Annotated in this window: 20 protein-coding genes and 8 pseudogenes; 19 read left to right on the top strand and 9 right to left on the bottom strand. The window is 69.3% G+C overall.

What is annotated here, in order from left to right; all coding sequences use genetic code 11:
* Window positions 1-209: 209 nt before the first annotated feature.
* Window positions 210-1,640, top strand: coding sequence for a GTPase HflX (gene hflX / locus ACN27F_RS07720; RefSeq protein WP_421440039.1), 1,431 nt, complete (start codon window positions 210-212; stop codon window positions 1,638-1,640).
* A gap of 74 nt (window positions 1,641-1,714) precedes the next feature.
* Window positions 1,715-3,367, top strand: a complete 1,653-nt coding sequence (locus ACN27F_RS07715; RefSeq protein ID WP_421431948.1) for a hypothetical protein — start codon at window positions 1,715-1,717, stop codon at window positions 3,365-3,367.
* Here the strand turns inward: ACN27F_RS07715 and lexA are convergent, their stop codons facing one another.
* On the bottom strand, window positions 3,368-4,162 hold the full coding sequence (gene lexA, locus ACN27F_RS07710; protein WP_421431947.1) for a transcriptional repressor LexA: 795 nt from the start codon (window positions 4,160-4,162) through the stop codon (window positions 3,368-3,370).
* A 477-nt stretch (window positions 4,163-4,639) separates the two neighbouring features.
* On the opposite strand from lexA, the gene nrdR reads away from it, so the two are divergent.
* The 5 genes and pseudogenes from nrdR to ACN27F_RS07685 all read left to right on the top strand — a co-directional run.
* Complete coding sequence (nrdR, locus tag ACN27F_RS07705; RefSeq protein ID WP_421431946.1) at window positions 4,640-5,176, top strand: transcriptional regulator NrdR; 537 nt, start codon at window positions 4,640-4,642, stop codon at window positions 5,174-5,176.
* 136 nt (window positions 5,177-5,312) lie between these two features.
* Window positions 5,313-7,052: pseudogene (locus ACN27F_RS07700) on the top strand (vitamin B12-dependent ribonucleotide reductase); the annotation flags it as partial.
* Window positions 7,053-7,064: 12 nt separating this feature from the next.
* Window positions 7,065-8,225: pseudogene (locus ACN27F_RS07695) on the top strand (LAGLIDADG family homing endonuclease); the annotation flags it as partial.
* A gap of 3 nt (window positions 8,226-8,228) precedes the next feature.
* Window positions 8,229-9,482 (top strand): annotated as a pseudogene (locus ACN27F_RS07690) (vitamin B12-dependent ribonucleotide reductase); the annotation flags it as partial.
* Between the two features lie 391 nt (window positions 9,483-9,873).
* Window positions 9,874-10,101 (top strand): annotated as a pseudogene (locus ACN27F_RS07685) (SDR family oxidoreductase); the annotation flags it as partial.
* Here the strand turns inward: ACN27F_RS07685 and ACN27F_RS07680 are convergent.
* Together ACN27F_RS07680 and ACN27F_RS07675 are read right to left on the bottom strand one after the other, a co-directional pair.
* On the bottom strand, window positions 10,102-10,470 hold the full coding sequence (locus ACN27F_RS07680; RefSeq protein ID WP_421431944.1) for a hypothetical protein: 369 nt from the start codon (window positions 10,468-10,470) through the stop codon (window positions 10,102-10,104).
* Between the two features lie 197 nt (window positions 10,471-10,667).
* Window positions 10,668-11,213, bottom strand: coding sequence for a hypothetical protein (locus ACN27F_RS07675; protein WP_421431942.1), 546 nt, complete (start codon window positions 11,211-11,213; stop codon window positions 10,668-10,670).
* 161 nt (window positions 11,214-11,374) lie between these two features.
* On the opposite strand from ACN27F_RS07675, the gene ACN27F_RS07670 reads away from it, so the two are divergent.
* Together ACN27F_RS07670 and ACN27F_RS07665 are read left to right on the top strand one after the other, a co-directional pair.
* Entirely contained in the window at window positions 11,375-11,722 is a 348-nt protein-coding gene (locus ACN27F_RS07670; RefSeq protein WP_421431941.1) for an ArsR/SmtB family transcription factor, read from the top strand.
* A 3-nt stretch (window positions 11,723-11,725) separates the two neighbouring features.
* Window positions 11,726-12,211, top strand: coding sequence for an SRPBCC family protein (locus tag ACN27F_RS07665; protein WP_421431939.1), 486 nt, complete (start codon window positions 11,726-11,728; stop codon window positions 12,209-12,211).
* Window positions 12,212-12,273: 62 nt separating this feature from the next.
* On the opposite strand, the gene ACN27F_RS07660 is transcribed toward ACN27F_RS07665, so the two are convergent.
* On the bottom strand, window positions 12,274-13,098 hold the full coding sequence (locus ACN27F_RS07660) for a class I SAM-dependent methyltransferase (RefSeq protein ID WP_421431938.1): 825 nt from the start codon (window positions 13,096-13,098) through the stop codon (window positions 12,274-12,276).
* 211 nt (window positions 13,099-13,309) lie between these two features.
* Window positions 13,310-13,456 (bottom strand): annotated as a pseudogene (locus ACN27F_RS07655) (MerR family DNA-binding transcriptional regulator); the annotation flags it as partial.
* Between the two features lie 110 nt (window positions 13,457-13,566).
* On the opposite strand from ACN27F_RS07655, the gene ACN27F_RS07650 reads away from it, so the two are divergent.
* Window positions 13,567-14,166 carry an erythromycin esterase family protein gene (locus tag ACN27F_RS07650; RefSeq protein WP_421431936.1) on the top strand — a complete coding sequence of 200 codons (600 nt, stop codon included), beginning with the start codon at window positions 13,567-13,569 and terminating at the stop codon, window positions 14,164-14,166.
* 75 nt (window positions 14,167-14,241) lie between these two features.
* Here the strand turns inward: ACN27F_RS07650 and ACN27F_RS07645 are convergent, their stop codons facing one another.
* The 4 genes from ACN27F_RS07645 to ACN27F_RS07630 form a co-directional block, all read right to left on the bottom strand.
* Window positions 14,242-15,465, bottom strand: coding sequence for an MFS transporter (locus ACN27F_RS07645; RefSeq protein WP_421431934.1), 1,224 nt, complete (start codon window positions 15,463-15,465; stop codon window positions 14,242-14,244).
* A gap of 99 nt (window positions 15,466-15,564) precedes the next feature.
* Window positions 15,565-16,266 carry a hypothetical protein gene (locus ACN27F_RS07640; RefSeq protein ID WP_421431933.1) on the bottom strand — a complete coding sequence of 234 codons (702 nt, stop codon included), beginning with the start codon at window positions 16,264-16,266 and terminating at the stop codon, window positions 15,565-15,567.
* Between the two features lies 1 nt (window position 16,267).
* Window positions 16,268-16,582 (bottom strand): type II toxin-antitoxin system PemK/MazF family toxin, encoded by a 315-nt coding sequence (locus ACN27F_RS07635; RefSeq protein ID WP_421431932.1) that lies wholly within the window; start codon window positions 16,580-16,582, stop codon window positions 16,268-16,270.
* Window positions 16,579-16,827 carry a hypothetical protein gene (locus ACN27F_RS07630; protein WP_421431931.1) on the bottom strand — a complete coding sequence of 83 codons (249 nt, stop codon included), beginning with the start codon at window positions 16,825-16,827 and terminating at the stop codon, window positions 16,579-16,581. The genes ACN27F_RS07635 and ACN27F_RS07630 overlap by 4 nt, the downstream gene beginning before the upstream one ends.
* Before the next feature lie 67 nt (window positions 16,828-16,894).
* On the opposite strand from ACN27F_RS07630, the gene ACN27F_RS07625 reads away from it, so the two are divergent.
* The 9 genes and pseudogenes from ACN27F_RS07625 to ACN27F_RS07585 all read left to right on the top strand — a co-directional run.
* Window positions 16,895-17,860, top strand: a complete 966-nt coding sequence (locus ACN27F_RS07625; RefSeq protein ID WP_421431930.1) for a helix-turn-helix domain-containing protein — start codon at window positions 16,895-16,897, stop codon at window positions 17,858-17,860.
* Window positions 17,861-17,957: 97 nt separating this feature from the next.
* Window positions 17,958-18,836, top strand: a complete 879-nt coding sequence (locus ACN27F_RS07620) for a hypothetical protein (protein ID WP_421431928.1) — start codon at window positions 17,958-17,960, stop codon at window positions 18,834-18,836.
* A gap of 136 nt (window positions 18,837-18,972) precedes the next feature.
* Window positions 18,973-19,122, top strand: a complete 150-nt coding sequence (locus ACN27F_RS07615) for a hypothetical protein (RefSeq protein ID WP_421431927.1) — start codon at window positions 18,973-18,975, stop codon at window positions 19,120-19,122.
* Window positions 19,122-19,954 (top strand): annotated as a pseudogene (locus ACN27F_RS07610) (alpha/beta fold hydrolase). The gene ACN27F_RS07615 and the pseudogene ACN27F_RS07610 overlap by 1 nt, the downstream one beginning before the upstream one ends.
* 18 nt (window positions 19,955-19,972) lie before the next feature.
* The gene (locus ACN27F_RS07605) at window positions 19,973-20,767 is read left to right on the top strand and encodes an alpha/beta hydrolase (RefSeq protein WP_421431926.1); all 795 of its coding nucleotides are present in this window, start codon (window positions 19,973-19,975) and stop codon (window positions 20,765-20,767) included.
* Window positions 20,764-21,591: an MBL fold metallo-hydrolase gene (locus ACN27F_RS07600; RefSeq protein ID WP_421431924.1), complete on the top strand. Its 828-nt coding sequence runs from the start codon at window positions 20,764-20,766 to the stop codon at window positions 21,589-21,591. The genes ACN27F_RS07605 and ACN27F_RS07600 overlap by 4 nt, the downstream gene beginning before the upstream one ends.
* A 163-nt stretch (window positions 21,592-21,754) precedes the next feature.
* Window positions 21,755-22,096 carry an ABC transporter substrate-binding protein gene (locus tag ACN27F_RS07595; protein ID WP_421431923.1) on the top strand — a complete coding sequence of 114 codons (342 nt, stop codon included), beginning with the start codon at window positions 21,755-21,757 and terminating at the stop codon, window positions 22,094-22,096.
* Between the two features lie 91 nt (window positions 22,097-22,187).
* Window positions 22,188-22,938: pseudogene (locus ACN27F_RS07590) on the top strand (ABC transporter ATP-binding protein).
* Between the two features lie 232 nt (window positions 22,939-23,170).
* Window positions 23,171-23,366 (top strand): annotated as a pseudogene (locus tag ACN27F_RS07585) (LuxR C-terminal-related transcriptional regulator); the annotation flags it as partial.
* Window positions 23,367-23,477 lie beyond the last annotated feature (111 nt).

Raw genomic sequence — 23,477 nt, 5'->3', positions numbered from 1 at the left:
ATCAGGCCGCGATGACCATTCTTGCGCGTGATCTGTCACGGACCCGCCCCGGCCTACGCACCGGCGGTTCGGGCGGGCGATTTCCGGGTGCAACGGCACGATTTTCAGGTGCGAACCGGCGTCTGGCGTGTCACGATCGAGGCCTGAGGAGGCAGCTTTTGCGTACATATCACGCCGACGATCCGGTCCAGACGCCGTTCGACCAGGCGATCGTCGCCCCGACCGCGACCACCGGAGACGGGGCAGGGCCCGACGACGCGGCGACGGCCGGCGAGTTGGAGCTGGCCGACCGGCACGCGTTGCGCCGCGTCGCCGGCCTGTCCACCGAGCTCGCCGACATCACCGAGGTCGAATACCGCCAGCTGCGGCTGGAACGGGTGGTGCTGGTGGGAGTCTGGGACAGTGGCACGGTGACCGACGCGGAGAACTCGCTGACCGAGCTCGCCGCGCTCGCCGAAACCGCCGGTTCGCACGTGCTCGAAGGCCTGATCCAGCGTCGTGACCGGCCGGACCCGGCCACCTACGTGGGTCGCGGCAAGGTCGGTGAGCTGGGCGACGTCGTCCTCAGCTCCGGCGCGGACACGGTGATCTGCGACGGCGAGCTGTCCCCGTCCCAACTGCGCAATCTGGAACAGTCCGTCAAGGTCAAGGTCATCGACCGGACGGCGCTGATCCTGGACATCTTCGCCCAGCACGCCAAGAGCAAGGAGGGCAAGGCCCAGGTCGAGCTGGCCCAGCTGGAGTACCTGCTGCCCCGGCTGCGCGGCTGGGGTGAGGCGCTGTCACGGCAGACCGGCGGTAGCGGCCGGGGCGGTGGTGCCGGCGGCGGCGTGGGGCTGCGCGGCCCGGGCGAGACGAAGCTGGAGACCGATCGGCGTCGGATCCGGACCCGTATCTCCCGCCTGCGCCGGGAGATCAAGGGCATGCGCACGGTACGGCAGACCAAGCGTGCCCGACGTACCCGTAACGCGGTGCCGGCGGTGGCCATCGCCGGCTACACCAACGCCGGCAAGTCGAGCCTGCTGAACCGGATCACCGGAGCCGGGGTGCTGGTGGAGGACGCGCTGTTCGCCACGCTGGACCCGACCACGCGGCGGGCCCACACGGCGGACGGCCGGGCCTACACGCTGTCGGACACCGTCGGCTTCGTCCGGCACCTGCCCCACCAGATCGTCGAAGCGTTCCGGTCGACCCTGGAAGAGGTCGCCGAGGCGGACCTCGTGGTGCACGTCGTCGACGGCTCCCACCCCGATCCCGAGGAGCAGGTCCGGGCGGTACGGGAGGTGCTCGCCGAGGTCGGCGCGGACCGCCGGCCCGAACTGCTCGTCGTCAACAAGGTCGATGCGGCGAGCGAGGAGGAACTGCTGCGGCTCAAGCGGCTCTGGCCGGACGCCGTGTTCGTGTCGGCGCGGCGGGCCATCGGCATCGACGACCTGCGCCTGGCGATCGAGGCCCGGCTGCCCCGTCCGGCCGTGCAGGTACGGGTCGTGCTGCCGTACCACCGGGGTGATCTCGTCTCCCGGGTGCACCACCGTGGCGAGGTGATCGATACCAGGCACACCGGTCTCGGGACCGAGTTGCACGCCCGGGTCGACGAGGCACTCGCCGCAGAGCTTGCACCTTTCGAATACCACTCCTAGTGGTGTAGCGCGTACGTCAAGTGATTGATCAGTGCGTAACACTCGCACCCAGGGCGGCATGCGACACTCGTCGGATGCGTCGGTTCCTGACCCCGATCGCGATCGTCACCGGACTGCTCGCGGTCCACCTGGCCGTGGCGGCTGGACCTGCCGTCGCGCTCCCCGCGCAGGGTCCGGTTGGGCTGCCCGCCCAGGATCCGACGACGCAGGCCGCCCAACAGCAGGCGGCGGCGGGAGAGCCGGTCTGCCGAGTCACCGACGAGCGCCTGCAGGAAATCTCCGGCCTGGTGGGCACCACCGGTGGCTACATCGTCGTCAACGACGGCACCGAGATCGAGCAGAACGAACGGGTGTTCTTCCTCGACACCTCCTGCGAGGTCCAGCAGGCCGTGGAATACCCGACACCGCCGCTGGACCCGGAGGACCTCACCGTCTCCCCGGACGGGCAGACGCTGTGGATCGCCGACGTCGGCGACAACCCGACCAACGACGAACGACGGGAACGGGTCGCCCTGTGGTCCATGCCGGTGGACGGTTCCGCCCAGCCGCAGATCCACCGGGTCAGCTACCCGGACGGACCGCACGACGCCGAGGCACTGCTCATCGGCAACGACGGCATGCCGCTGATCCTCACCAAGGAAACCGGTCCGGCCGGCCTCTACCGCCCGGTGGAGCCGCTGCGCAGCAACAATGACGATCCCGTGCCGATGGAGAAGGTCGGCGAGCTCACGCTGCCCCGTACCGACACCCCGAACCTGTTCGCCGCCGCGGGCCGGCTCACCATCACCGGAGCCGCCCGGTCGCCCGACGGCGCCCGAGTGGTCGTGCGGACCTATGCCGACGCCTTCGAGTGGGACGTGCCGGCCGAGGGCGACATCGTGGCGGCGCTGACCGGCGACGACCTGCCCCGGGTCACCCCACTGGCCGACCCGTTCGGTGAGGCGATCGCGTACACCCCGGACGGCACCCGCTTCCTCACCGCCTCGGACGTGGCCACGCTCGACGAGGAGACTCCGGTCGAGATCCTGCGCTACACGCCGAGCACCGAAGTCGCCACCCAAGACGCCGCCGACGCGGGCGGCGGCAGCGACGGTCCCTCCTGGGTCAACCGGATCACGCTGCAGGACATCAACTACCTGATCGCCGCCGTCGGACTGCTCGGCGCGGCCCTGGTGGGCGTCGGGATCTACGGCATCGTCCGGGCTCGACGTACCGCACGGCGGGTTCCTGCCGGTGCGCGGACCGACCGCTCGGCCGATGCCGCCGCCGCCGGGCTCGGTGGCGACCGGCCCGGTGGTGACCGGCCCGGCGGCGATCGGTACGCCAGCGACCGGCTCGGCAGCGGGGGATACGGCACCGGTCGACCTGTCGGCACCGGATACCCGGCAGCGGCCCAACCGGCCGGTGGCGGGTACGGAGCGGCCAAGCCGGCAGGCTCTGGCGCTGTCTACGGCTCCGGCGCAGTGTACGGTTCGGCCAAACCCGGGCCGCCGACCCGCCAATCGGGTGGTGGGGTATACGGCGGTGGCGGCGGATACCCCGGCGGGGCCGACGTCGGCGGCGACTATCCCGCCGGTGGGTATCCGGCCGACCGCTACGACGACTACCGGGGCGAGGAATCCGTTAGCGGTGGGGGCGCCGCCGCGCCGCGGCCCGGCGGGCGCACCAGAGGATCGGCCGGGGTGTACGGCCGTTCCACCGCCGTTCCACCCGACGAACCCCGCTGATCAGACCCGGCGGAGCACCGCCACCACGCGGCCCATGATCGTGGCCTCGTCACCCGGGATCGGGTCAAACGCCGCATTCTGCGGCATCAGCCACACATGCCCGTCTCGCCGTCGGTAGGTCTTGACCGTTGCCTCGCCGTCGATCATCGCCGCCACTATCTCGCCCGAGTCGGCGGTGGGCTGCTGGCGGACCACCACCCAGTCACCGTCACAGATCGCCGCGTCGATCATCGAGTCACCCTTGACCTGGAGCATGAAGACCTCGCCCTCACCCACCAGCTCGCGGGGCAGCGGAAAGACGTCCTCGACGGCCTGCTCGGCCAGGATCGGGCCACCCGCAGCGATGCGCCCCAGCATCGGCACGTACGCCGGAGTGGGCCGCAGCGCGCGTTCCGCTTCGTCGTCCACCGCCTCGGTCGGCGGCCGGACGTCGACCGCGCGTGGCCGGTTCGGGTCGCGGCGCAGAAATCCCTTCCGCTCCAACTCCTTGAGCTGGTACGCCACGCTCGACGGCGACACCAGGCCGACCGCCTCACCGATCTCGCGCACGCTGGGCGGATAGCCGTGCCGATCCACCCAGGTGCGGATGAACTCCAGAATCCGTCGCTGTCGGGCGGTCAGCTCGCTGGTGACCGGATCCGGGAAGGCACTCACCACCGGCGTGACGGCGCGCAACCGCGGCTCGCCCGACCGGCTGGTGCGCCGCCCCCGCACCGACACGCCGGCGTTCGCCGTCGCCGCGGTGCCGCTCCCGGTCGCCTGTTGGGGCCGGCCTGCCTTGTCGTCGGTCGACACGTCCGTCCTTTCCCCGGGCCGCCAGCCGCCGGCTGGATCGGCTCACCGTCGGTGTTTGACCATGACCGTATCCGCAGAGTTGGCCAGGTTCAAACATCTGTACGAGATGTGGCTCCGGCGTGTCGCGTCGAATCGCGCCGGTCCGATCCGGTGGAAACCACCCGGCCGGGTGCCCACGAGACCGACGTCGTCTGATCGTACTAGTGTTCGATTGTAAAAGGTTCGACCTGGTGGTGGTAACCCTCGGCCAGATCGCGATGTTGGGACAGTGACGACGCGCCGGATCGGGCCGTTCAACTTGACCGAGACTCGGTCGCGGCCTACCGTCGACCCCAACATCTAGTAGTTACAGAGGCGTAAGTTGTCCACAGGTTGGGTCTACCGGCCTGGAGGCTGACCGTACGCACCCGGTAGGTCGGGTGCGGGTACGGCACTCGCGCCTGCCCGATCCACGCGGCTGACGGAAGGAGCTTCGGCATGCGCTGCCCGTACTGCCGGCACGCCGACTCTCGCGTGGTCGATTCCCGGGAAGCCGACGACGGCCAGCTCATCCGCCGCCGCCGGTCGTGCCCGGAATGCGGCAAGCGGTTCACCACCGTCGAGGAGGCCGTCCTCGCCGTGGTCAAGCGTAGTGGCGTCACCGAACCGTTCAGCCGTGCCAAGATCGTCGGTGGGGTGCGCAAGGCCTGCCAGGGCCGCCCGGTGGACGACGACGCCATCGCCCTGCTGGCGCAGAAGGTCGAAGAGACCGTACGCGCCAAGGGCGCGGCCGAACTCCCCAGCCACGACGTCGGCTTGGCGATCCTCGGCCCACTGCGCGACCTGGACGAGGTGGCCTACCTGCGCTTCGCCAGCGTCTACCGCTCGTTCGACTCGCTCGACGACTTCGAGCGGGAAATCGATACGTTGCGGGCCGTGGCGGCGGCGCGGACCGCCGGGGCGGCCCTGGCCGCTGACGCCGACCGGGTGGCGGCCGGTACCGACCCGGTGGCGGCCGGGACGGCACCCGGCTGATCGCCGACCCGGCCGGGTCGGCGGCCGACGCGCGTGTCGCGCGTCCAGCCGTACGCCGGCCAGAAAGCGCGAAACATCACAGACGTAGAGCAACAGCGTGGCGGGGTGCTGCGCGCAAGCCTGAGGGGGCGATCAGATGGCGGGGGAAGGTGCGACCGCGAAGACAGGCGGCACCGGCGGTAGCGGCGGTAGCGGCACAGCCAAGGCCAACGGCAAGGCGGGTGGCAACGGTAAGCCGGGCGCCAACGGGCGGGTGCGGGCCAGGGCCGGCGCGGGCGGCCTGACCGTCGAGCGGGTGTGGACCAGCGAGGGCGTGCACCCGTACGACGAGGTGAGCTGGCAGCGCCGCGACGTGGTGATGACCAACTGGCGCGACGGTACGGTCAACTTCGAGCAGCGCGGCGTGGAGTTCCCGGAGTCGTGGAGCGTCAACGCGGCCAACATCGTCACCACCAAGTACTTCCGGGGGGCGGTGGGGACCCCGCAGCGGGAATGGTCGCTCAAGCAGTTGATCGACCGGGTGGTCAAGACCTACCGGGCGGCGGGGGAGCGGCACGGCTACTTCGCCACCCCGGGCGACGCCGAGATCTTCGAGCACGAGCTGACCTGGATGCTGCTGCACCAGGTGTTCAGCTTCAACTCGCCGGTCTGGTTCAACGTCGGCACCGCCTCACCGCAACAGGTATCAGCCTGTTTCATCCTTTCTGTGGATGATTCGATGGATTCCATCCTCGATTGGTACAAAGAGGAAGGGCTGATCTTCAAGGGCGGCTCCGGGTCCGGGGTCAACCTGTCCCGGATCCGCTCCTCCAAGGAGCTGCTGTCCAGCGGCGGCACCGCCTCCGGCCCGGTCAGCTTCATGCGCGGCGCCGACGCCTCGGCCGGCACCATCAAGTCCGGCGGCGCCACCCGCCGTGCCGCCAAGATGGTCATCCTCGACGTCGACCACCCCGACATCGAGGAGTTCGTGCAGACCAAGGCCCGCGAGGAGGACAAGATCCGGGCGCTGCGCGACGCCGGGTTCGACATGGACCTCGGCGGTGCCGACATCGTCAGCGTCCAGTACCAGAACGCCAACAACTCGGTCCGGGTCTCCGACGAGTTCATGCGGGCGTACGAGGACGGCGGCAGCTTCGACCTGCGTGCCCGGCTCGACGGCTCGATGATCGACACCGTCGACGCCAAGAAGCTGTTCGGCACCATCGCGCAGGCCGCCTGGGAATGCGCCGACCCGGGTCTGCAGTACGACGACACGATCAACGACTGGCACACCTGCCCGGAGAGTGGACGCATCACCGCGTCTAATCCCTGCTCGGAATACTTGCATTTGGATAATTCGTCGTGCAATCTTGCGTCGCTGAATTTGATGAAATTCCTACGGGCCGACGGCGGCTTCGAGGTGGAGAGGTTCGTCCGCTCCGTCGAGTTCGTCATCACCGCGATGGACATCTCCATCTGCTTCGCCGACTTCCCGACGCAGAAGATCGGCGAGACCACCCGGGCGTACCGGCAGCTCGGCATCGGCTACGCCAACCTCGGTGCCCTGCTGATGGCCTCCGGCCTGCCGTACGACTCGGAAGCCGGCCGCTCCTACGCCGCCGCCATCACCTCGGTGATGACCGGTACGGCGTACCGCCGCTCCGCCGAACTGGCCGGTGTGGTCGGCGCCTACGACGGCTACGCCCGCAACGCCGAAGGCCACCAGCGGGTGATGCGCAAGCACGCCGCCGCCAGCGACGAGATCCGCCCGACCGGCCCGACCGCCACCGCCCTGGCCCGCGAAGCCGCCCGGCAATGGGAAATGGGCAACAAAATCGGCGAAAAGAACGGCTGGCGCAATTCCCAGGCAAGCGTACTCGCGCCGACCGGTTGCCTCACCCCGGACACGATGGTGACCACCGACCGTGGGCTGATGCGACTCGGTGAGATCGGCGACGTCTACGGCGACCGCTGGCAGGACCTCGACATGATGGTGTCGACCGACGAGGGAGCCCGCCAGGCGACGAAGTTCTTCGTCAACGGCGAGGAGCCCACCCGCCGGGTGGTCACCGACGGCGGCTACCAGATCCAGGGCACCCTGGCCCACCGGATCAAGGTGGTGGAACCGGTGACCGGCGAATGGGTCTGGAAGCGGATGGCCGAGGTCGCCCCCGGCGATGTGGTCCCGGTGCAGCTCGGCACGCTGGTCGGCGAACCACGTCGGGTGCCGCTGCCGGTGCTCGACCAGGCGTACCACGCCAGCGACCGGCGACTGTACGTGCCGGACGCGGTCGACGCCGAGCTGGCCGAACTGGTCGGCTACTTCATGGGTGACGGCAGCCTGCACGCCAAAGGGCTGCGGTTCGCCGTCGCCGACACCGACCTCGACGTGGTGGAACGGCTGCGGGTGCTCGGCAAGGGCCTGTTCGGGCTGGAACCGGAGGTCGCGGCGCGCACCGGCTACCAGGAGGTCGTCTTCTCCTCGGTGCGGCTGGCCCGCTGGTGGCAGGCGGCCGGGTTCGCCAAGACGCTGCCGCACCCGGAACACACCGGCAAGGGCTGGTCGCCCCGGGTGCCGTCGGCGATCCTGGAGACCAACGACGTCACCGTCTACACCGCGTTCCTGCGTGGCCTGTTCGAGGCCGACGGGACGGTGATCGAGGGGATGCCCTCGGTGTCGACGTCCACCGAGTCGTTCGGCGCGGAGATCCGTACCCTGCTGCTGGCCCTCGGGATGGCGACCACCACCCGGCAGACCCGCAGCGGCATGGGCAGCGACATCTGGCAGGTGCGGCTGCGCGACACCGACCATGCGATCCGGTACGAGGAGACGATCGGCTTCATCGGCGCCCGCAAGGCGGAGCAGATTGTCACCGCGCCGCAGCAGACCGGCGTGTCGCGGACGCTGGCCGGCGAGATCCACGGCGAGGTGCGCGACGACCGCCTCGGGCACGCGCTCGGCTACCTGTACGAGACGGTGGCGGCGAACGAGGACGGTGGCGTGCAGCCGACGTACGACCTGTCGGTGCCGGCCAACGTCACCTACGTCGCCGCAGGGTTCGTCAGTCACAACACCATCGGCCTGATGATGGACTGCGACACCACCGGGGTGGAGCCTGATCTGGCGCTGGTCAAGTTCAAGAAACTGGTCGGCGGCGGTTCGATGCAGATCGTCAACCAGACGGTGCCGCGCGCGCTGCGCAGCCTCGGCTACCCGGAGGAGCAGGTCGAGGCAATCGTCGAGCACATCGCCGACCACGGGCACGTGGTCGACGCGCCGAGCCTGCGGACCGAGCACTACCCGGTGTTCGACTGCGCGATGGGGGAGCGGTCGATCGCGCCGATGGGGCACGTGCGAATGATGGCGGCGGTGCAGCCGTTCATCTCCGGAGCGATCTCCAAGACGGTCAACATGCCAGAGTCGGCGACCGTCGCCGAGGTCGAGCGGATCTACTTCGAGGGTTGGAAGCTGGGCCTCAAGGCGCTGGCGATCTACCGGGACAACTGCAAGGTGGGCCAGCCGCTGTCGGCGGCCAAGTCCGACAAGGCCGCCCAGGCCACCGCCGCCGAGCAGGCCAAGGTGGTGGAGAAGGTCGTCGAGAAGGTCGTCGAGTACCGCCCGGTGCGTAAGCGGCTGCCGAAGAAGCGTCCGTCGGAGACGGTGTCGTTCTCGGTCGGTGGGGCCGAGGGCTACCTGACCGCATCGTCGTACCCGGACGACGGGCTCGGCGAGGTCTTCCTGAAGATGTCGAAGCAGGGGTCGACCCTGGCCGGGGTGATGGACGCCTTCTCGGTGGCCATCTCGATCGGCCTGCAGTACGGCGTGCCGCTGGAGACCTTCGTCGCAAAGTTCACCAACATGCGGTTCGAGCCGGCCGGCATGACCGACGACTCGGACGTACGGATGGCCTCGTCGGTGATGGACTACATCTTCCGCCGCCTGGCGTTGGACTTCCTGCCGTACGAACGCCGGGCCGAACTGGGCATCTTCACCGCCGCCGAGCGGACCGCACAGCTGCGGGCCGAAGCCGAGGGCGACAGCGAGACGACGGTGGACCTGTCCGTGATGGCGGCCTCCGCGCCGGTCGAGCCGAAGCATCCGGAGGGCAAGGCCGCGTCAACGGCCGACCTCGCCGTGGGTACGGCGTCCGTGCCGGCCGCCGCCACGCCGGCACCGCCGTCGGCGCACTCGTCGACGGAGTTGCTGGAGGCGGTGATCGGCAAGGCGGCGGACGCCCCGCTCTGCTTCACCTGCGGTACGAAGATGCGTCCGGCTGGTAGCTGCTACGTCTGTGAGGGCTGCGGCTCCACCTCCGGCTGCAGCTGAGCCGACGCGTTGCGAGGGGGGAGCCGGAGGCGATCCGGTTCCCCCGTCGGCCTCGTACGGCTCCCCCGTCGGGTCTCGACCCGGGTGGTGGCACGTCGTATGGCTGTTCGACGGGCCCGCTGGCGGTTTTCGACCGTCGTGGCCCGATCGGGTGTCACCGGGTCGCCGTACGGTGTCCAGCGCGATGGTTGGGGGCATCTCGGCGAGTGCCTGGGTCAGCCGCATCCGTACCGCCGATTCGGCGGTGGGTGCGGCGAGTTCGTCGGCGAGGACCGCCCTGGCCAGCAGTTCGGCGGGAATCGGCGCCCACCGTCGACGATAGTCCGGCAGTCCATGCGGCCAGGGCCGCCTTGGCTGCGCCGTAGGAGGTGGAGGCGTACTTGGCGCCAACGGCGTTACCGTCAACCTCATCGGTCCCGGATATATCGCTGAAACCGACTTCTTCCGGGGCAAACTCAGCGAGCAACGGCGAACCGCCCTGGTCGACGCGACACACAACAAGCGACCGGGGCAGCCCAGCGACATCGCTGCGACCACCTACTTCCTGGCCTCCGACGGCGCACGCCACACCACCGGACAGACCGTGCACGTCAACGGAGGGGCCCACACCACGAGATGATCATTCATGGTCGGTGAACGTACCCAGTTTGTCTGGAGGACGTAGGAACGGGTTGAGCGCAAGGCCGAGGACGACCTGCCCGTACACGAAGAAGACGGGCTGGAGCCAGGAGACCAGACCGATGAACGCGACCTGGACGATGATCCACATAACCAGGGCGGCTCCGACGACGAGGTGACCGACCGGTGCCCACGACCGTCGGTTGATCGCCGCGATCACCACGACACCGGGCAGGACGCCGTTGACCACCGCCAAAGCTGCGCCGGCCAGGACCGGGGAGGCGAACGGTAGGTCACTGGTGGCGGGCCCGAGGTCGAAACCACCGGTTATCAGCCCGAGAGAACCACCTATCGCGCTGATAGCCAGCATCTCCTCGAGTCCGATGAGACTCCGCTCCCGGTTCGAAAGTCCAAGCTCCGGTGTGGACCTGCGACGGCCGGGTCCCGCCGCTCGTTGCCACGCTCGGCGGATCAACCGGACCAGGCTCGACGCAGCCAACACGGCCCATATCCGGCCCGCCCGTGCACTGGCGGGGCGGCGGGCTGCGGATGGTGCCGCGGACATCGCTACCGCCCACGGGCCGGCGGATCGGACACGACGTCCCGGTCCGACGGCAACGCCAGCGAACGCCGCAACGACGCGGTCGAGCACAGCCCTACGAGCCCGGCCGCCAGAGCGCCGTAGAGTACCTCGATCATCGATCGCTGAGGCAGCAGGACGACCTCCAGCAGAATCCATCCACCGAGCGCGATCCCCGACAATCCGGTGGCAGCCCACGACCAGTGCCGGCCGGTCAGCCGCTCCACCGGCGCGAGCCGGCGCCACCGGGGCCGACGCAGAAGCCCGAACGCCGTGATCAGTGAGCCGAGCCCGAGACCGACCCCCAGCACCAGCCCGGGTAGGCGCCAGGTGTCGATCAGCGGCAGGTCGTGGAGCCACTCGCCGGGCACAAAGTCGTTGCCGTGCGGATACAGCCACATCTCCGCACCCCCGCCGACGGCCGTGACGCCGAGGAAGAACAGCGAGCCGGCCGCCACCTTCACCGTCCACGGGGAGACCGTGACCGGTCCGGCGGGCTCGATGGGCTCGATGGGCTCGATGGATGAGCGCATACCTCAGCATCGGCCGCACGACATCGGCCCGGGATGGGCCAAAGGTCCCGGGCGAGTAGTGCCTTGCCACACCGACGTCTGGAGCCGATGCCCCGACCCGACCCCACCGCGTCAGGCGACGATGGTGACAACGTACAACTATCTGGTTGTATATTGGCCGGGTGATCGAGGAGGGCGCAGACCGGGCGGACGCCATGTTCCACGCGCTCGCTGACCGGACCCGGCGTGACATCCTGCGCCGGGTGCTGGCCGGGGAGCACTCCGTCTCCGCGCTCGCCGCCAAGTACGACATGAGCTTCGCCGCCGTGCAGAAACACGTCGCCGTGCTGGAGAAGGCCGGTCTGCTGACCAAGCGACGCAGCGGTCGTGAGCAGTTGGCCAGCGGCGACGTGGCGGCCGTGCGCTCGGTGGCGTCCATGCTCGCCGAGCTCGAACAGGTCTGGCGTGGCCATATCGCACGCATCGACGCACTCGTCGCATCCGACTCCCATCATCATCAGGAGGACTGAGCAATGCCCGTGACCGACGTCCAGCAGGACATTGACAACCTGACCCTGACCATCACCGCCGACTTCGCCGCCCCGGTGGAGCGGATCTGGCAGGTCTACGCCGACCCTCGCCAGCTGGAGAAGGTGTGGGGACCGCCGACCTACCCGGCGACCGTGGTCGACCACGACCTCACGCCCGGCGGTCGTGTGACCTACTACATGACCGGACCGCAAGGCGACAAACACGCCGGATACTGGCTGGTCACCGCCGTGGACGAGCCAGCATGCTTCTCCTTCGACGACGGCTTCGCCGACCTGGACTTCAATCCGAAGCCGGAACTACCGGTCTCCAGGAACACCTTCGGCTTCGCCGAGCGCGACGGCGGCACCCGAGCGACCTACGTGAGTAGATACGAGTCGATCGAGGCGCTGCAACAGGTGCTGGACATGGGCATGGTGGAGGGGGCCACAACGGCGATCGATCAAATTGACGACCTGCTCGTCTCCTGATCGTCGGGAGGCCGGGGCGGCGGCGGTCCCGGCCTCCCGACGATGGTCGAAGTCACGTCGACTCATCGCCAGACATGCAGGACGATCGGACGGGTCAGTTCGACGAACTCGCCGCCAGCGTCCCGCAAGAGCGTGCGGAGCTCTCGGTCGAAGGCGGGCAACCGGTCGCCGAACAGGCGCGGCGTGGAGCTCGACAGGGAATAGACCGAGGCGACAATGTCGTCTGCCGACCGGTGCACGATCCGGCTGGGTAACTCGACATCGCGGGGACCGTCGAACCCGGCTGCCCGATAGATCTCGTCCTCGTTGCCAGGTGAGTCGCCCGGGACGGCCCGCTTCGGACCCAGGTACGTTTCGACCAGGTCGGTGATGGCGTCCCAAGGCGGGTCCTGTTCGCCGCTGGCGATGCCTCGGTGGGTCGTCGCGCTCACATGTACCAGCGCGCCGCCGAGCGCCAGGAGACGGCGTGCCGCAGCGGCGACCCGTGGTCGGTCCATCCAGTGGAACGACTGCGCGAATGTGATGACGTCGACAGATGGCAGGTCGGCCGGTAGGTCCTCGGCACGCATACACCGCCAGGACGCGTTGTCCACGTGATGTGCGGCCGCCTGTCTGGTGGCTTGGTCGACCATCTCCTGGTCGGCGTCGACGCCGATCACCCGCGCGAAGCTCGGCGCGAGGAGGAGAGTCAGCGATCCGGGCCCGCAGCCGACGTCGAGCAACGTGCTCGTGCCAGCAAGGCCGAGCTCCGTGATCAGGACGGTGGCGAGCTCCGACGGGTAGGCCATCCGGCCGGCGACGTAGTGAGCGGCGCTTCCGGCATACAGCGACGGATCCCAGGACCAGCCACAGTGATGGGGCGATTCGTCGGTATCGTGAGCGGGCATTCGGCCAGCGTGCCGAACGCCCGGCGCGTCCCGCAACTCGAACTGCGCACGGTCAAGGCCCGGCGGATCCGGACGAACATTTCGTCGACAGGACCGCTGGATAGGTGTCGAGCTGAGCCGTGCCGGCAAGGAGATTGCGGCTGCGGGTGGTCAGCCTGTCCTGCCAGGAATCGAGGAAAACGGTCAACGCGTCCGCCCCGCCCGCCCCGCGCAGCGCCTGCGCGGGCAGCGGGGTGTAGCGCCGGTAGCCGGTCGGGCTGCGGTCGGTCGGCGGGAGGACACCACCGGCGTCGGAGTTCCGGACCGCCTGTGCGGACAACCCGTGTTCCCGGGCGAGATCGATGGGTCGTACTGACATCTTCGATCGAGGCTTTGACCCACCGGTGCCGAGGCAGGAGTCACGCAGAGTTTCACTCGATTCTTCAACGATACGGTCAAAGGTGTCGCCGTCCGTAAAGAGGTGTTCTCATGTCCACTGCCGCAACGGTGCGGGCCATCGGCCGCCGTGCCGACGATCCGACCGGCTACGACCAGGCCCTCGCGTACGCGCGCACGGCCCTGGGTCTGCTGCGCTACCACGCGGCCATGGCCAGCCCCGCACCCGACCGGATCGCGACCATGCTCAGCCTGCGCGCGGACATGATGGCCGAGAATCTCCTCGCGATCCTGGCCGACGAGCAGCGGCGCGGCCCGAGTCTGGTCTTCGCGCACAACGTGCACCTGCAGCGGACGCGATCCCACATGTCCATCGGCGGCGACGACGGCGAAGCGAGCTGGGCGAGCGCGGGTGCCCTCGTCGGGCTCACCCTCGGTGAGCGGTATGTGTTCGTGGCGACCGACGCGAGCCCGGACAGCGAACCGGACACGCTTCAACGCGTACTGGCCGAGGCGACGAGCCGGCGGACGTTGTTTCCGGCACCGGCCCTGCGCGCCGCGCTGCCCGCGGCCATCGGCACCGGTGGACCGATCGTGCCCGGTCACATTCCGGTCAACCCGGCCGACCTGGACGGAGCCGACGCGGTCATCTTCGTCGCCGACACCGACGGGAAACGTCAGCAGTACTGGTAGCCCGCTCCACTGCGGATTGTGCCGTTCCGCCCCGACCCGACGCTCGGGCAAGGGATGATCCACCTGGCGACGCCCTCAGGGTCGTTCGGTGAGGCTCTCCGGCCTCGGGGCCCGCCTGATCTGCCGGCTCGACGTCGATGCCGCCGCGACGATGGCCAGCCACGTCGCCAGGGCGGCGAAGGTCGGCACCGCCCCCAGGGTCTCCAGCGCGATGCCGCCGAGGAGGGCGCCGACGGGGCGGGCACCCCAGCCGATCATCCGGGAGGCGCCGTTGACCCGGCCCTGGAGACGGTCGGGGGTCAGGGCGTAGCGGTAGGCGGCGTTGGTGGTGTTGAAGATCGGGCCCATCAGCGCGCCGACCGTGTAGACCGCCCCCAGCGCGAACACGGTCGGGACCAGGGCCAACGCCGCCATTTGCGCGACCCACCACCACAGCGCGCCGATCATGATCACGTTCGGGGAGACGAGGCGTTGTACCGGCGGGGCCACCAGGGCACCGGCGATCGCACCCACACCGAAGAGTCCGAGGAGGACACCGACGCCGGTCGAGGACGCGCCGAGGTCGGTGGCGCGCACGATGACGGCCAGGCTGAGGGCGCTGAAGGCCAGGTTGCCGGCCGACGCGATCGCCACGAGGGCACGCAGGAGGTGCTGGCGCCACAGCCAGCGGACGCCCTCGGCGATTTCCGCCAGCAGGTGGCGACGCTGCGCTGTCCGCTTCTCCTCCAGGGTCCGCCGGATCGGGGCGACCAGGGCGAGGCCGATCAGGTACGACACCGCGTCGGCGGCGAACGGCACCGCGTGGCCCAGCCCGAACAGGAAGCCGCCCAGCGGCTGGCCGGCCAGGTCGGCACCCTGGTCGCGGGCCTGGTTCTGGGCGATCGCCGCCGGCAGTTGGGGTTTCGGCACCACGTGCGGCAGGGCGGCGGTCTCGGCGAGCAGGAAGAAGACGTACAGCGTCCCTTCGACGAAGGCCACGATCATGAGGTGACCGATCGTGATCCGTCCGAGCGCGACGGCCACTGCGACCGATGCCAGGGCCACCGCCCGGCCGGCGTCGGCGACGAGCATGATCCGTTTGCGGGGCCACCGGTCGACCAGGGCGCCCGCCGGCAGGAACCAGATCAGGAACGGGGTGGCCTGCGCGGCTGCCACCAGGCCGGCCTGCGCCGGTGAGCCGGTGACGGCCAGCACCAGCAGCGGGTACGCGAGGCCGCTGATCCGGGTGCCGAGCGTCGATACGACCTGGCCACTCCACAGCAGGAGGAAGTCACGGTTTCGCCAGAGGGGGACCGGCACGGGACCAGTCTGGCAATCACCCGACGCAAGGCACAAACAAGATCATTTAACGCTCTGCTGGGACCACATCGGCGTGTCGGCCGGTTTTTCGTCAAGTGATCATGGCTGATCGCCGTGCGACGGTGGTCGCGACTGGTGCAGCCAGACCCGCAGGGCGCCGATCGGGACGAAGCCGTGTGCGCGGGCGAGGGCGAGGTCGTCGCCCTGCTCGTAGCCGACCATGGGCAGCCCTGGGAAGTGGGCGGCTGCCTCGTCGATGGCGGCTGCCCAGACACCGAACCGGTGGCGGCTGTCGGTGGCGAACACGTTGGACAGGCCGACGACATCGCTGTCGCAGGTCAGGACGACACCGCCGACAACGGTGTCGCCGTCGGCGTGCACCGTGAGGATCCGTACCGACGGCTCGCGCAGGAGCGCCGGTCGGAAAACGTCGACCGGTGTGTCCTCGCCGTGCCAGGCGGCCTGCCACTCGTACAGCTCGGCGGCGGTGGCGACCTGCCGGACCGTCAGGACCGTCAGAGCTTGCGCTGCCGGTGCGGGGAGTCCCGCCGGCCGGTGGATCCATTCGGCGGTGAACAGCTCGACGAAGCCGTGCGGGCCGAGGTCGAGCGAGGCGAAGCTGTCCTTGACCGAGCACCCCGGCGACGTGGTGTCGATCCGGGCGAGGATGTCGGCGGGTGTCGCGTCGGGGCGTAGCGTGACCGCGTCGGGGCAGTACGGCGGTGTCCGGCGGGCACTGCACCAGGCGGCGTTGTCGCGGGCCGCCGCGCCCCGCATCGCTGACTGCTCGATCTCTGCCACGTCAGGGCAGCTCCAGGAACTCCCGGACCGCATCCTCCACGGCGAGCATCGTGGCGTGCGACACGAACCCGTGGTTGTCGCGCAACGCGCTGCGGTCGAGGATCTGTACGACACTGTGGATCCGGACGAACGCGCCACTGAGGGGGTCACCGTCGTCCAGGCGTACCGCCAGGTGGTTGGGGTGTGGCACGTCGCGCACGACGACGAGTGCCCAGACCGCCAGCTCCTCGACGGCGTTGTACTCGTCGTTGCTGATGACCAGTACGCGATGCTGGCTGCCGCCGCGCAGAAGTGTCCAGATCTGTCCGCGTTTCACCACTGCGAGTCGCGGAGTGCGACGTCGTTGCTGGCCTCGATCAGGCTCCGCTCGTCGGCGACCTGCGGGGCGGTCCGTTGCCGTAGGTACTCGCCGTACGCCTGGGCGGCCGCGCGCTGACGGGCACGTCGGGCCTCGGGCAGCACCCGGCGGACGGCCTCGGTCACGGCGGCGGACACGTTGCCCTGCTGCTGAAGATAGGCGGCCACCTCGTCTGGGACGCTGATACTCAGCTTGACGGTCATACTTTCATCCTACTCGCCCGTCGGCCTATATTCGGGGCAGGCACGCAGACAGTAGAAGCGGACTTCGATGCCGTACGTTCTCGACACCACGGATGTTTCGCCCCCGGACCGCATCGAAGCCGTCTACCTGGCGATGATGTACGCCTCGGCACCGTGCCACGTCATCCACGAGGACCCCGACGGAGACATCCACTGCCGGATGGAGCTGTGGGACCTGGGCGGCGCCAACATCTTCATCAGCCGATCCTCCGGGATTCGGCTGCTGCGTACCGCCAAACAGGCCAGGCAGGACGCGATGCCGGTCGTCGCGCTGTCCGTCCAGCGGCAGGCCCACGGCCACCTTGAGCAGCACCGGCATCTGCAGATCGTGCCGCCGGGCGAGTTGCTCGCCGTCGACCTGTCCGGCCCGTACGACTATTCGTGGTCCGGTGACGGCGCGGCCGGCTGCATCCAGATCCCGAGTGACCAGCTCGGCCTGCCGATCGACATCATCCGGCGGGCCATCCACCGGCTGCGGGCCAGCCCGCTGTACGACATGGTCACCGACCACATCGCGAACCTCGTCCGGGATCCGGCACGGATAACGGCGGATCCGGCGGCGGCGTCGGTCACCACGGCCAGCATCGAACTGGCCCGGGCGCTGCTCGCCTCGGCTGCCCACGCCGACCGGCTGACCAGCCAGGTGCTCGCCGAGACGCTGCTCACCCGCGTCCGCACGTACGTCCGGCAGCACCTGGCCGACCCGGACCTCACCGCCCGGCGCATCGCCGCCGAGCACAACGTCTCGCTACGGCACCTGTACAAGGTGTGCGCGCAGGCCGACATCAGCCTCGAACAGTGGATCATCAGCGAACGGCTGCAGAACGCGTGGCACGACCTGCGCCGCCCGGAGAACCGGCACCGGCCGGTCGCGGTGATCGCCCACCGCTGGGGGTTCCGGGACCCGACCCACTTCGCCCGCAGGTTCAAGGCACGCTACGGCATCTCGCCAGGGGAGTGGCGCCGCTCCGCCGAGGAGACGGCCCCGCCCTGATCGTGCACTGTGGGCAACACCGGTGCACGCAGGGCCCCTCAGCGCTACCTGGCTCCGGCGCTACGTTTCCGCTGTCGGAGCTCGGATGAGGAGTGCCATGCTCGTTCTCGACACGCGGTCACTGCCGGCCGCCGACCGCGCCGAGGCGTTCCAGGCCACGGTCAGCGCGAACTGTTCCGCCAGCATGGCGACGTTCGAGGACTCGTCCGCAATCCACGCGAAGATGACGGTCTCCGACTTCGCCACCGCGAAGGTCTTCAACATCGACGCGTCGGGCACCACGCTGCGCCGCACCCCGGCGATATCCCGGTCCAGCACCGAGACGTCGATCGTGCTGGCCCTGCCGGTGCGCACCGACAACCACCTGAGCTGGGCCCGCGAGGAACGGCTGTACGGGCCCAGCGACCTGATCCTGGTCGACCTGTCCCTGCCGTACGTCTACGGCTGGAAGGGCGGTGGTGCCTCGTACGCCCTGCATGTCGACGTCGACGTGCTCGGCGTACCCCGGGACATGATCCACGCCGCCGCCCGGGAACTGCGCCGCAGCCCGCTCTACGACCTGGTCCGCGACCACGTCGCCCGGGTGACCGCGCAGGCCGAGCAGTTGGCCGGCGGCCCTGGCGCGGCCGAACTCGGGGCGGCCTCCGCCGAGCTGATGCGGGCGCTGGTGGTCTCGGCGGCCGGTGACGGCCGGCGGCTCAGGGACACGATGCAGTCGTCGATGCAGGCCCGGGTCCAGGCGTACGTCCGCAGCAACCTGCGCGACCCCGACCTGACCCCGGCCCGGATCGCGGCGGCCAACGCCATTTCGCTGCGCGCCCTGTACAAGCTGTACGAGACGATGGGGCAGAGCCTCGAACAGTCGATCATCGAGCAGCGGCTGCACGGTGCCCGGACCGAGCTCGTAGCGAGGACGTCACAGACATCCACTGCCATCCACAGCGGATCGACGCGTGCCGGTGACCGCGTGCGGTGACGACCGTCCCGGCTGACAGCCCAAGTGTGCAACGTGGCGAAAGTGGTGTGCGTCGTCAGAAAACTCCGGCAGCCGCCACGGTGCGACATTGCTCGCATCGCCGGCCCGAACGCGGCCGGTGCCGTGAGGAGTTCCGATGTTCAGATCCCTGCACCGGCGGCGGCTGCCGCGCCTGGCCCTGGCGGTCGCCGTCCTGCTCGGGGTGAGCGGCTCCGCGGCGGTGGCCGGTGGCCCGCACGGCCCGACCACCACCGTCAACCTCGCCGCGATCCGGGGAGTGTCCTGATGCCGTACGTGACCACCGTCGACGGTGCCGAGATCTTCTACAAGGACTGGGGACCCGGCACGGGCCGCCCGGTGGTGCTCAGTCACGGCTGGCCGCTGAACTCCGACAGCTGGCAGATCCAGGCGCTGTTCCTGGCGGCGAACGGGTTCCGGGTGATCGCCCACGACCGGCGCGGTCACGGCAGGTCGACCCAGACGTGGGACGGCAACGAGATGGACACCTACGCCGACGACCTGGCCACCCTGATCGACACCCTGGCCCTGCGGGACGTCACCCTGGTCGGCTTCTCCACCGGCGGCGGTGAGGTGGCCCGGTACGTGGGCCGGCACGGCACCGGCCGGGTCGCCCAGGTGGTCCTCGTCTCGGCGGTGCCGCCGTTGATGCTGCGTACGCCGGACAACCCGGACGGCGTACCGATCGAGGTGTTCGACGGCATCCGGGCGGGGTCGCTGGCGGACCGGTCCCAGACCTACCGGGACCTGGCCGACGGGCCGTTTTTCGGCAACAACCGGCCCGGCGCGGCCGTGTCGCAGGGCATCCGGGACGCGTTCTGGCTGCAGAGCATGGCCTCCGGGCACCGCAACGCGTACGAGTGCATCGCCGCTCAGCCACCGACTTCCGCCCCGATCTGGACGCGATCGACGTACCCACGCTGGTCATCCACGGCGACGACGACCAGGTCGTCCCGTTCGCGGTCGGCGGGCAGGCATCGGCGGCGCGGGTCAAGAACGCCCGGCTGCTCGTTTACCCCGGTGCGCCGCACGGCATCACCGACACCCATCCCGAGCAGCTCGGCCGAGACCTGCTCGACTTCCTGACCTCGATTTCCTGACCGGAGAGGACGCCTGACATGGCACCCGACACCATCGTGCTGATCCACGGATTCTGGGTCACCCCGCGCAGCTGGGAACACTGGATCAGTCACTACGAGGCCAAAGGCTTCCGGGTCCTGGCACCCGCCTACCCCGGGTACGAGGTGGAGGTGGAGGCGCTCAACGCCGACCCGACCCCGATCGTGCAGTCCACGGTGCCGCAGATCATCGCCCACTACGAGGCGATCATCGGCGAGCTGGAGAACCCGCCGATCATCATCGGCCACTCGGCCGGCGGCGCGTTCACCCAGATCCTGCTCGACCACGGCTTCGGCGCGGTGGGGGTGGCGATGAATTCGGCACCGACCGAAGGTGTGCGCGTGGTGCCGCTGTCGCAGGTGAAGTCGACGTTCCCGGTGCTGAAGAGCCCGGCGAACCGGCACAAGGCGGTGCCGTTGAGCTTCGAGCAGTGGCAGTACGCCTTCACCAACACGTTCACCGAGGAGGAGGGCCGGGCACTCTGGCAGCGGTACGCCATTCCGGCCAGCGGCGGCATCCTCTGGGGCAGCGTGTTGGCGAACTTCCAGCCCGGTCACCAGGACACCTGGGTCGACTACCACAACGACAACCGGGCGCCGCTGCTGTTCGTCTCCGGCAGTGAGGACCACATCATGCCGCCGGCGATCCAGGCGTCCAACGCCAAGCACTACAAGTCGAACACGATCACCGAACGGCTGGAGTACGAGGGTTACGCCCATCTGCTGCCGGCCCAGAAGGGGTGGGAGAGCATCGCCGACGAGGTCCTCGACTGGGCGCTGCGGCACGCCCGGTGAGCGATGTTCGGATCACCCACATCGGCGGTCCCACCACGCTGATCGAGGTGGCCGGCTGGCGGATCCTCACCGATCCGACATTCGACGACCCCGGCCGGACCTACCGGTTCGGCTGGGGTACGGCGTCGCGCAAACTGGCCGGCCCGGCGGTGCCGGCGGACACGCTGGGCCACATCGACGTGATCCTGTTGACCCACGACCAGCACGCCGACAACCTCGACGAGGCTGGCCGGGCGCTGCTGCCGTCGGCAGACCGGATCGTCACCACAGTGTCCGGCAGCCGCCGACTCGGGGCGGCCGCTTCCGGTCTCGGGTCGGCGGTCGGCTCCGGGGCGGTGGTCGGTCTCGCGCCGTGGGGTGGCACCGAGTTGACCACGCCGGGCCGCCCGACGATCGAGGTGACCGCGACCCCGTGTCGGCACGGGCCGCCGCTGAGCCGCCCGGTCGTGGGTCAGGTGACCGGGTTCGTGCTGCGCTGGCCTGGTCAGCGGTACGGCGCGTTGTGGATCACGGGGGACACGGTCCTCTATCCGGGGGTACGGCAGGTGGCGCAGCGGTTCTCTGTCGGCACGATGGTGCTGCATCTGGGCGCGGTGCGGTTCGGGCTGACCGGGCCGCTGCGGTACACGATGACAGCGGCCGACGGTGTCGAGCTGTGCACCCTGGTCAAGGCGCAGACGGTGGTGCCGGTGCACTACGAAGGCTGGGGCCACTTCACCGAGGGCCGTGCGGCGGTCGAGGCCGCGTTCACCGCTGCCCCGGATCCCGTACGCCGCAGCCTGCACTGGCTGACCCCAGGCACCGCCACGCCCCTGCCGGTCTGACCGGTGCCCCGGTGCCGGTGGCAGCCCCACCGGCACCGGGATCGGGGCGTGCCCCTGCCGGTCGCCAAGATCAGTTGACGTGAATACGGACGACACGCCGATGGACTTCCGTATTTACGTCATCTGATCTTGCGGCTGCCGTCCGCTCCGTGGCTCCCCGGTGATGAGTTTCCCGATCCAGATGGTCTCCGGTGCGAACGTCAACGCGCTGCCGCCGGCCGAGCCCGCGCAGGGCGTCTTCGTCGGCAACGAATCGCCGATCGACTCTCCCGCCGATCTCGTCGGCAAGAAGATCGCCGTCAACGAGATCAACCAGTTCGTCACCTCGAACTGGCTGAAAGCCAACGGGGTCGAGCCAGACAGCGTCAGCTTCGTGGCACTGCCGTTCGCCGAGCAGATCCCGGCGGTGCTCAACGGCCGGGTGGACGCCACGTACGTGTCCTCGAACGCCACTGACCGGTCGGTCGACCACACCAGGCCCAACAGGACCGGATGGAACCGGTGACGATCCCGCACCACCAGCAGGCCTCGGGCGGCGCGACGCCCGTGCTCGACGTCCGCAAGGTCGGCAAGTCCTACCCTCGCGCAAGGGAGATGTGCTTGCCGTACGCAGCATCGAGTTCGCCGTGCACGCCGGCCAGTTCGTCTCGGTCGTCGGCCCGTCCGGCTGCGGCAAGACGACCCTCATGATGTGCACCGCCGGGCTCCTGCCCATCTCCACCGGGGAGGTCGTCTTCCGGGGCGAGAGGGAGAGAGACCATGTCCGGCCCCCGCGACGGCGTCGCGGTCGTCTTCCAGGACTACAGTCGGGCGCTGTTCCCCTGGCTGACGGTCGAGAAGAACGTCGTCCTGCCGCTGCGGGACCGGCGGCTGCCGCGCGCCGAGATCCGCGACCGGGTGCGGCAGTTGCTGGAGATGGTCGGTCTGGCCCACGCCGCCGGCCTGTATCCGTGGCAGCTCACCGGCGGCATGCAACAGCGGGTGGCGATCGCGCGTGGGCTCGCCGTACGGCCGGAGATGCTGATCATGGACGAGCCGTTCGCCTCGGTGGACGCCCAGACCCGGGCGAGCCTGGAGGACCTGCTGCTCACCATCTGGGCGGAGACGGGGACGACGGTGCTGTTCGTGACCCACGACATCGACGAGGCCGTGTACCTGTCCGACCGGGTGATCGTCCTGTCGCAGGGCCCGTCCACCGTCGTCGCCGACCTGCCGGTCCCACTCGACCGGCCCCGGGACCAGATCGCGACCAAACAGACGGCGACCTTCGGCGAACTCCGGGAAGAGGTCTACTCGCTTGTCATGTCGTCCCAACGGCGCACTTCCCTGTCAGCCGAACCGACCTGATCGCCCGCCGACCTGATCGCCCGTGCCACTGCCCGGTCACCAAGATCAGTTGATGTGAATGCGGGCGTTCATCGGCGTGTCGCCCGCATTTACATCAACTGATCTTGCAGCTGCGGTCGGTCAGGCCGGGTCGCCGGCAAGGTGCGGTGGCTTCCGCGTACGGATGCCGGCTGTCGCCGCAGCGGCCGTGAGTAGCAGGAAGGTGACGCCGATGCCGAGCAGCAGCCTCACCGAACGCGGACGCGAAGCGCTCGCGCTCATGGCCGAAGGCCACACCAACCGCGCGATCGCCGGCAAACTGTTCGTCAGCGAGGCAGCGGTACGCAAGCACATCGGCAACATCTTCGCGAAGCTTCCGCTCGACCAGCATTCGGACCGCCCGGTTCTCCGCCGTTCTCATCTACCTGCGCGGCTCACGCAGCGCTTGACACCCCTGACTACGACTTGGCATTGCTTGCGGAATCCTTGGGAAGTATGTCTACACCTTCAACAAGCACTTGAACCGAATTTTTGTCGCTTACTAAGGATGCTTCATCCGC

The organism is Solwaraspora sp. WMMB335 (genome assembly GCF_049179075.1).
Classification (GTDB): Bacteria; Actinomycetota; Actinomycetes; order Mycobacteriales; family Micromonosporaceae; genus Micromonospora_E.
This window is presented reverse-complemented; position numbering and strand designations above follow the sequence as displayed.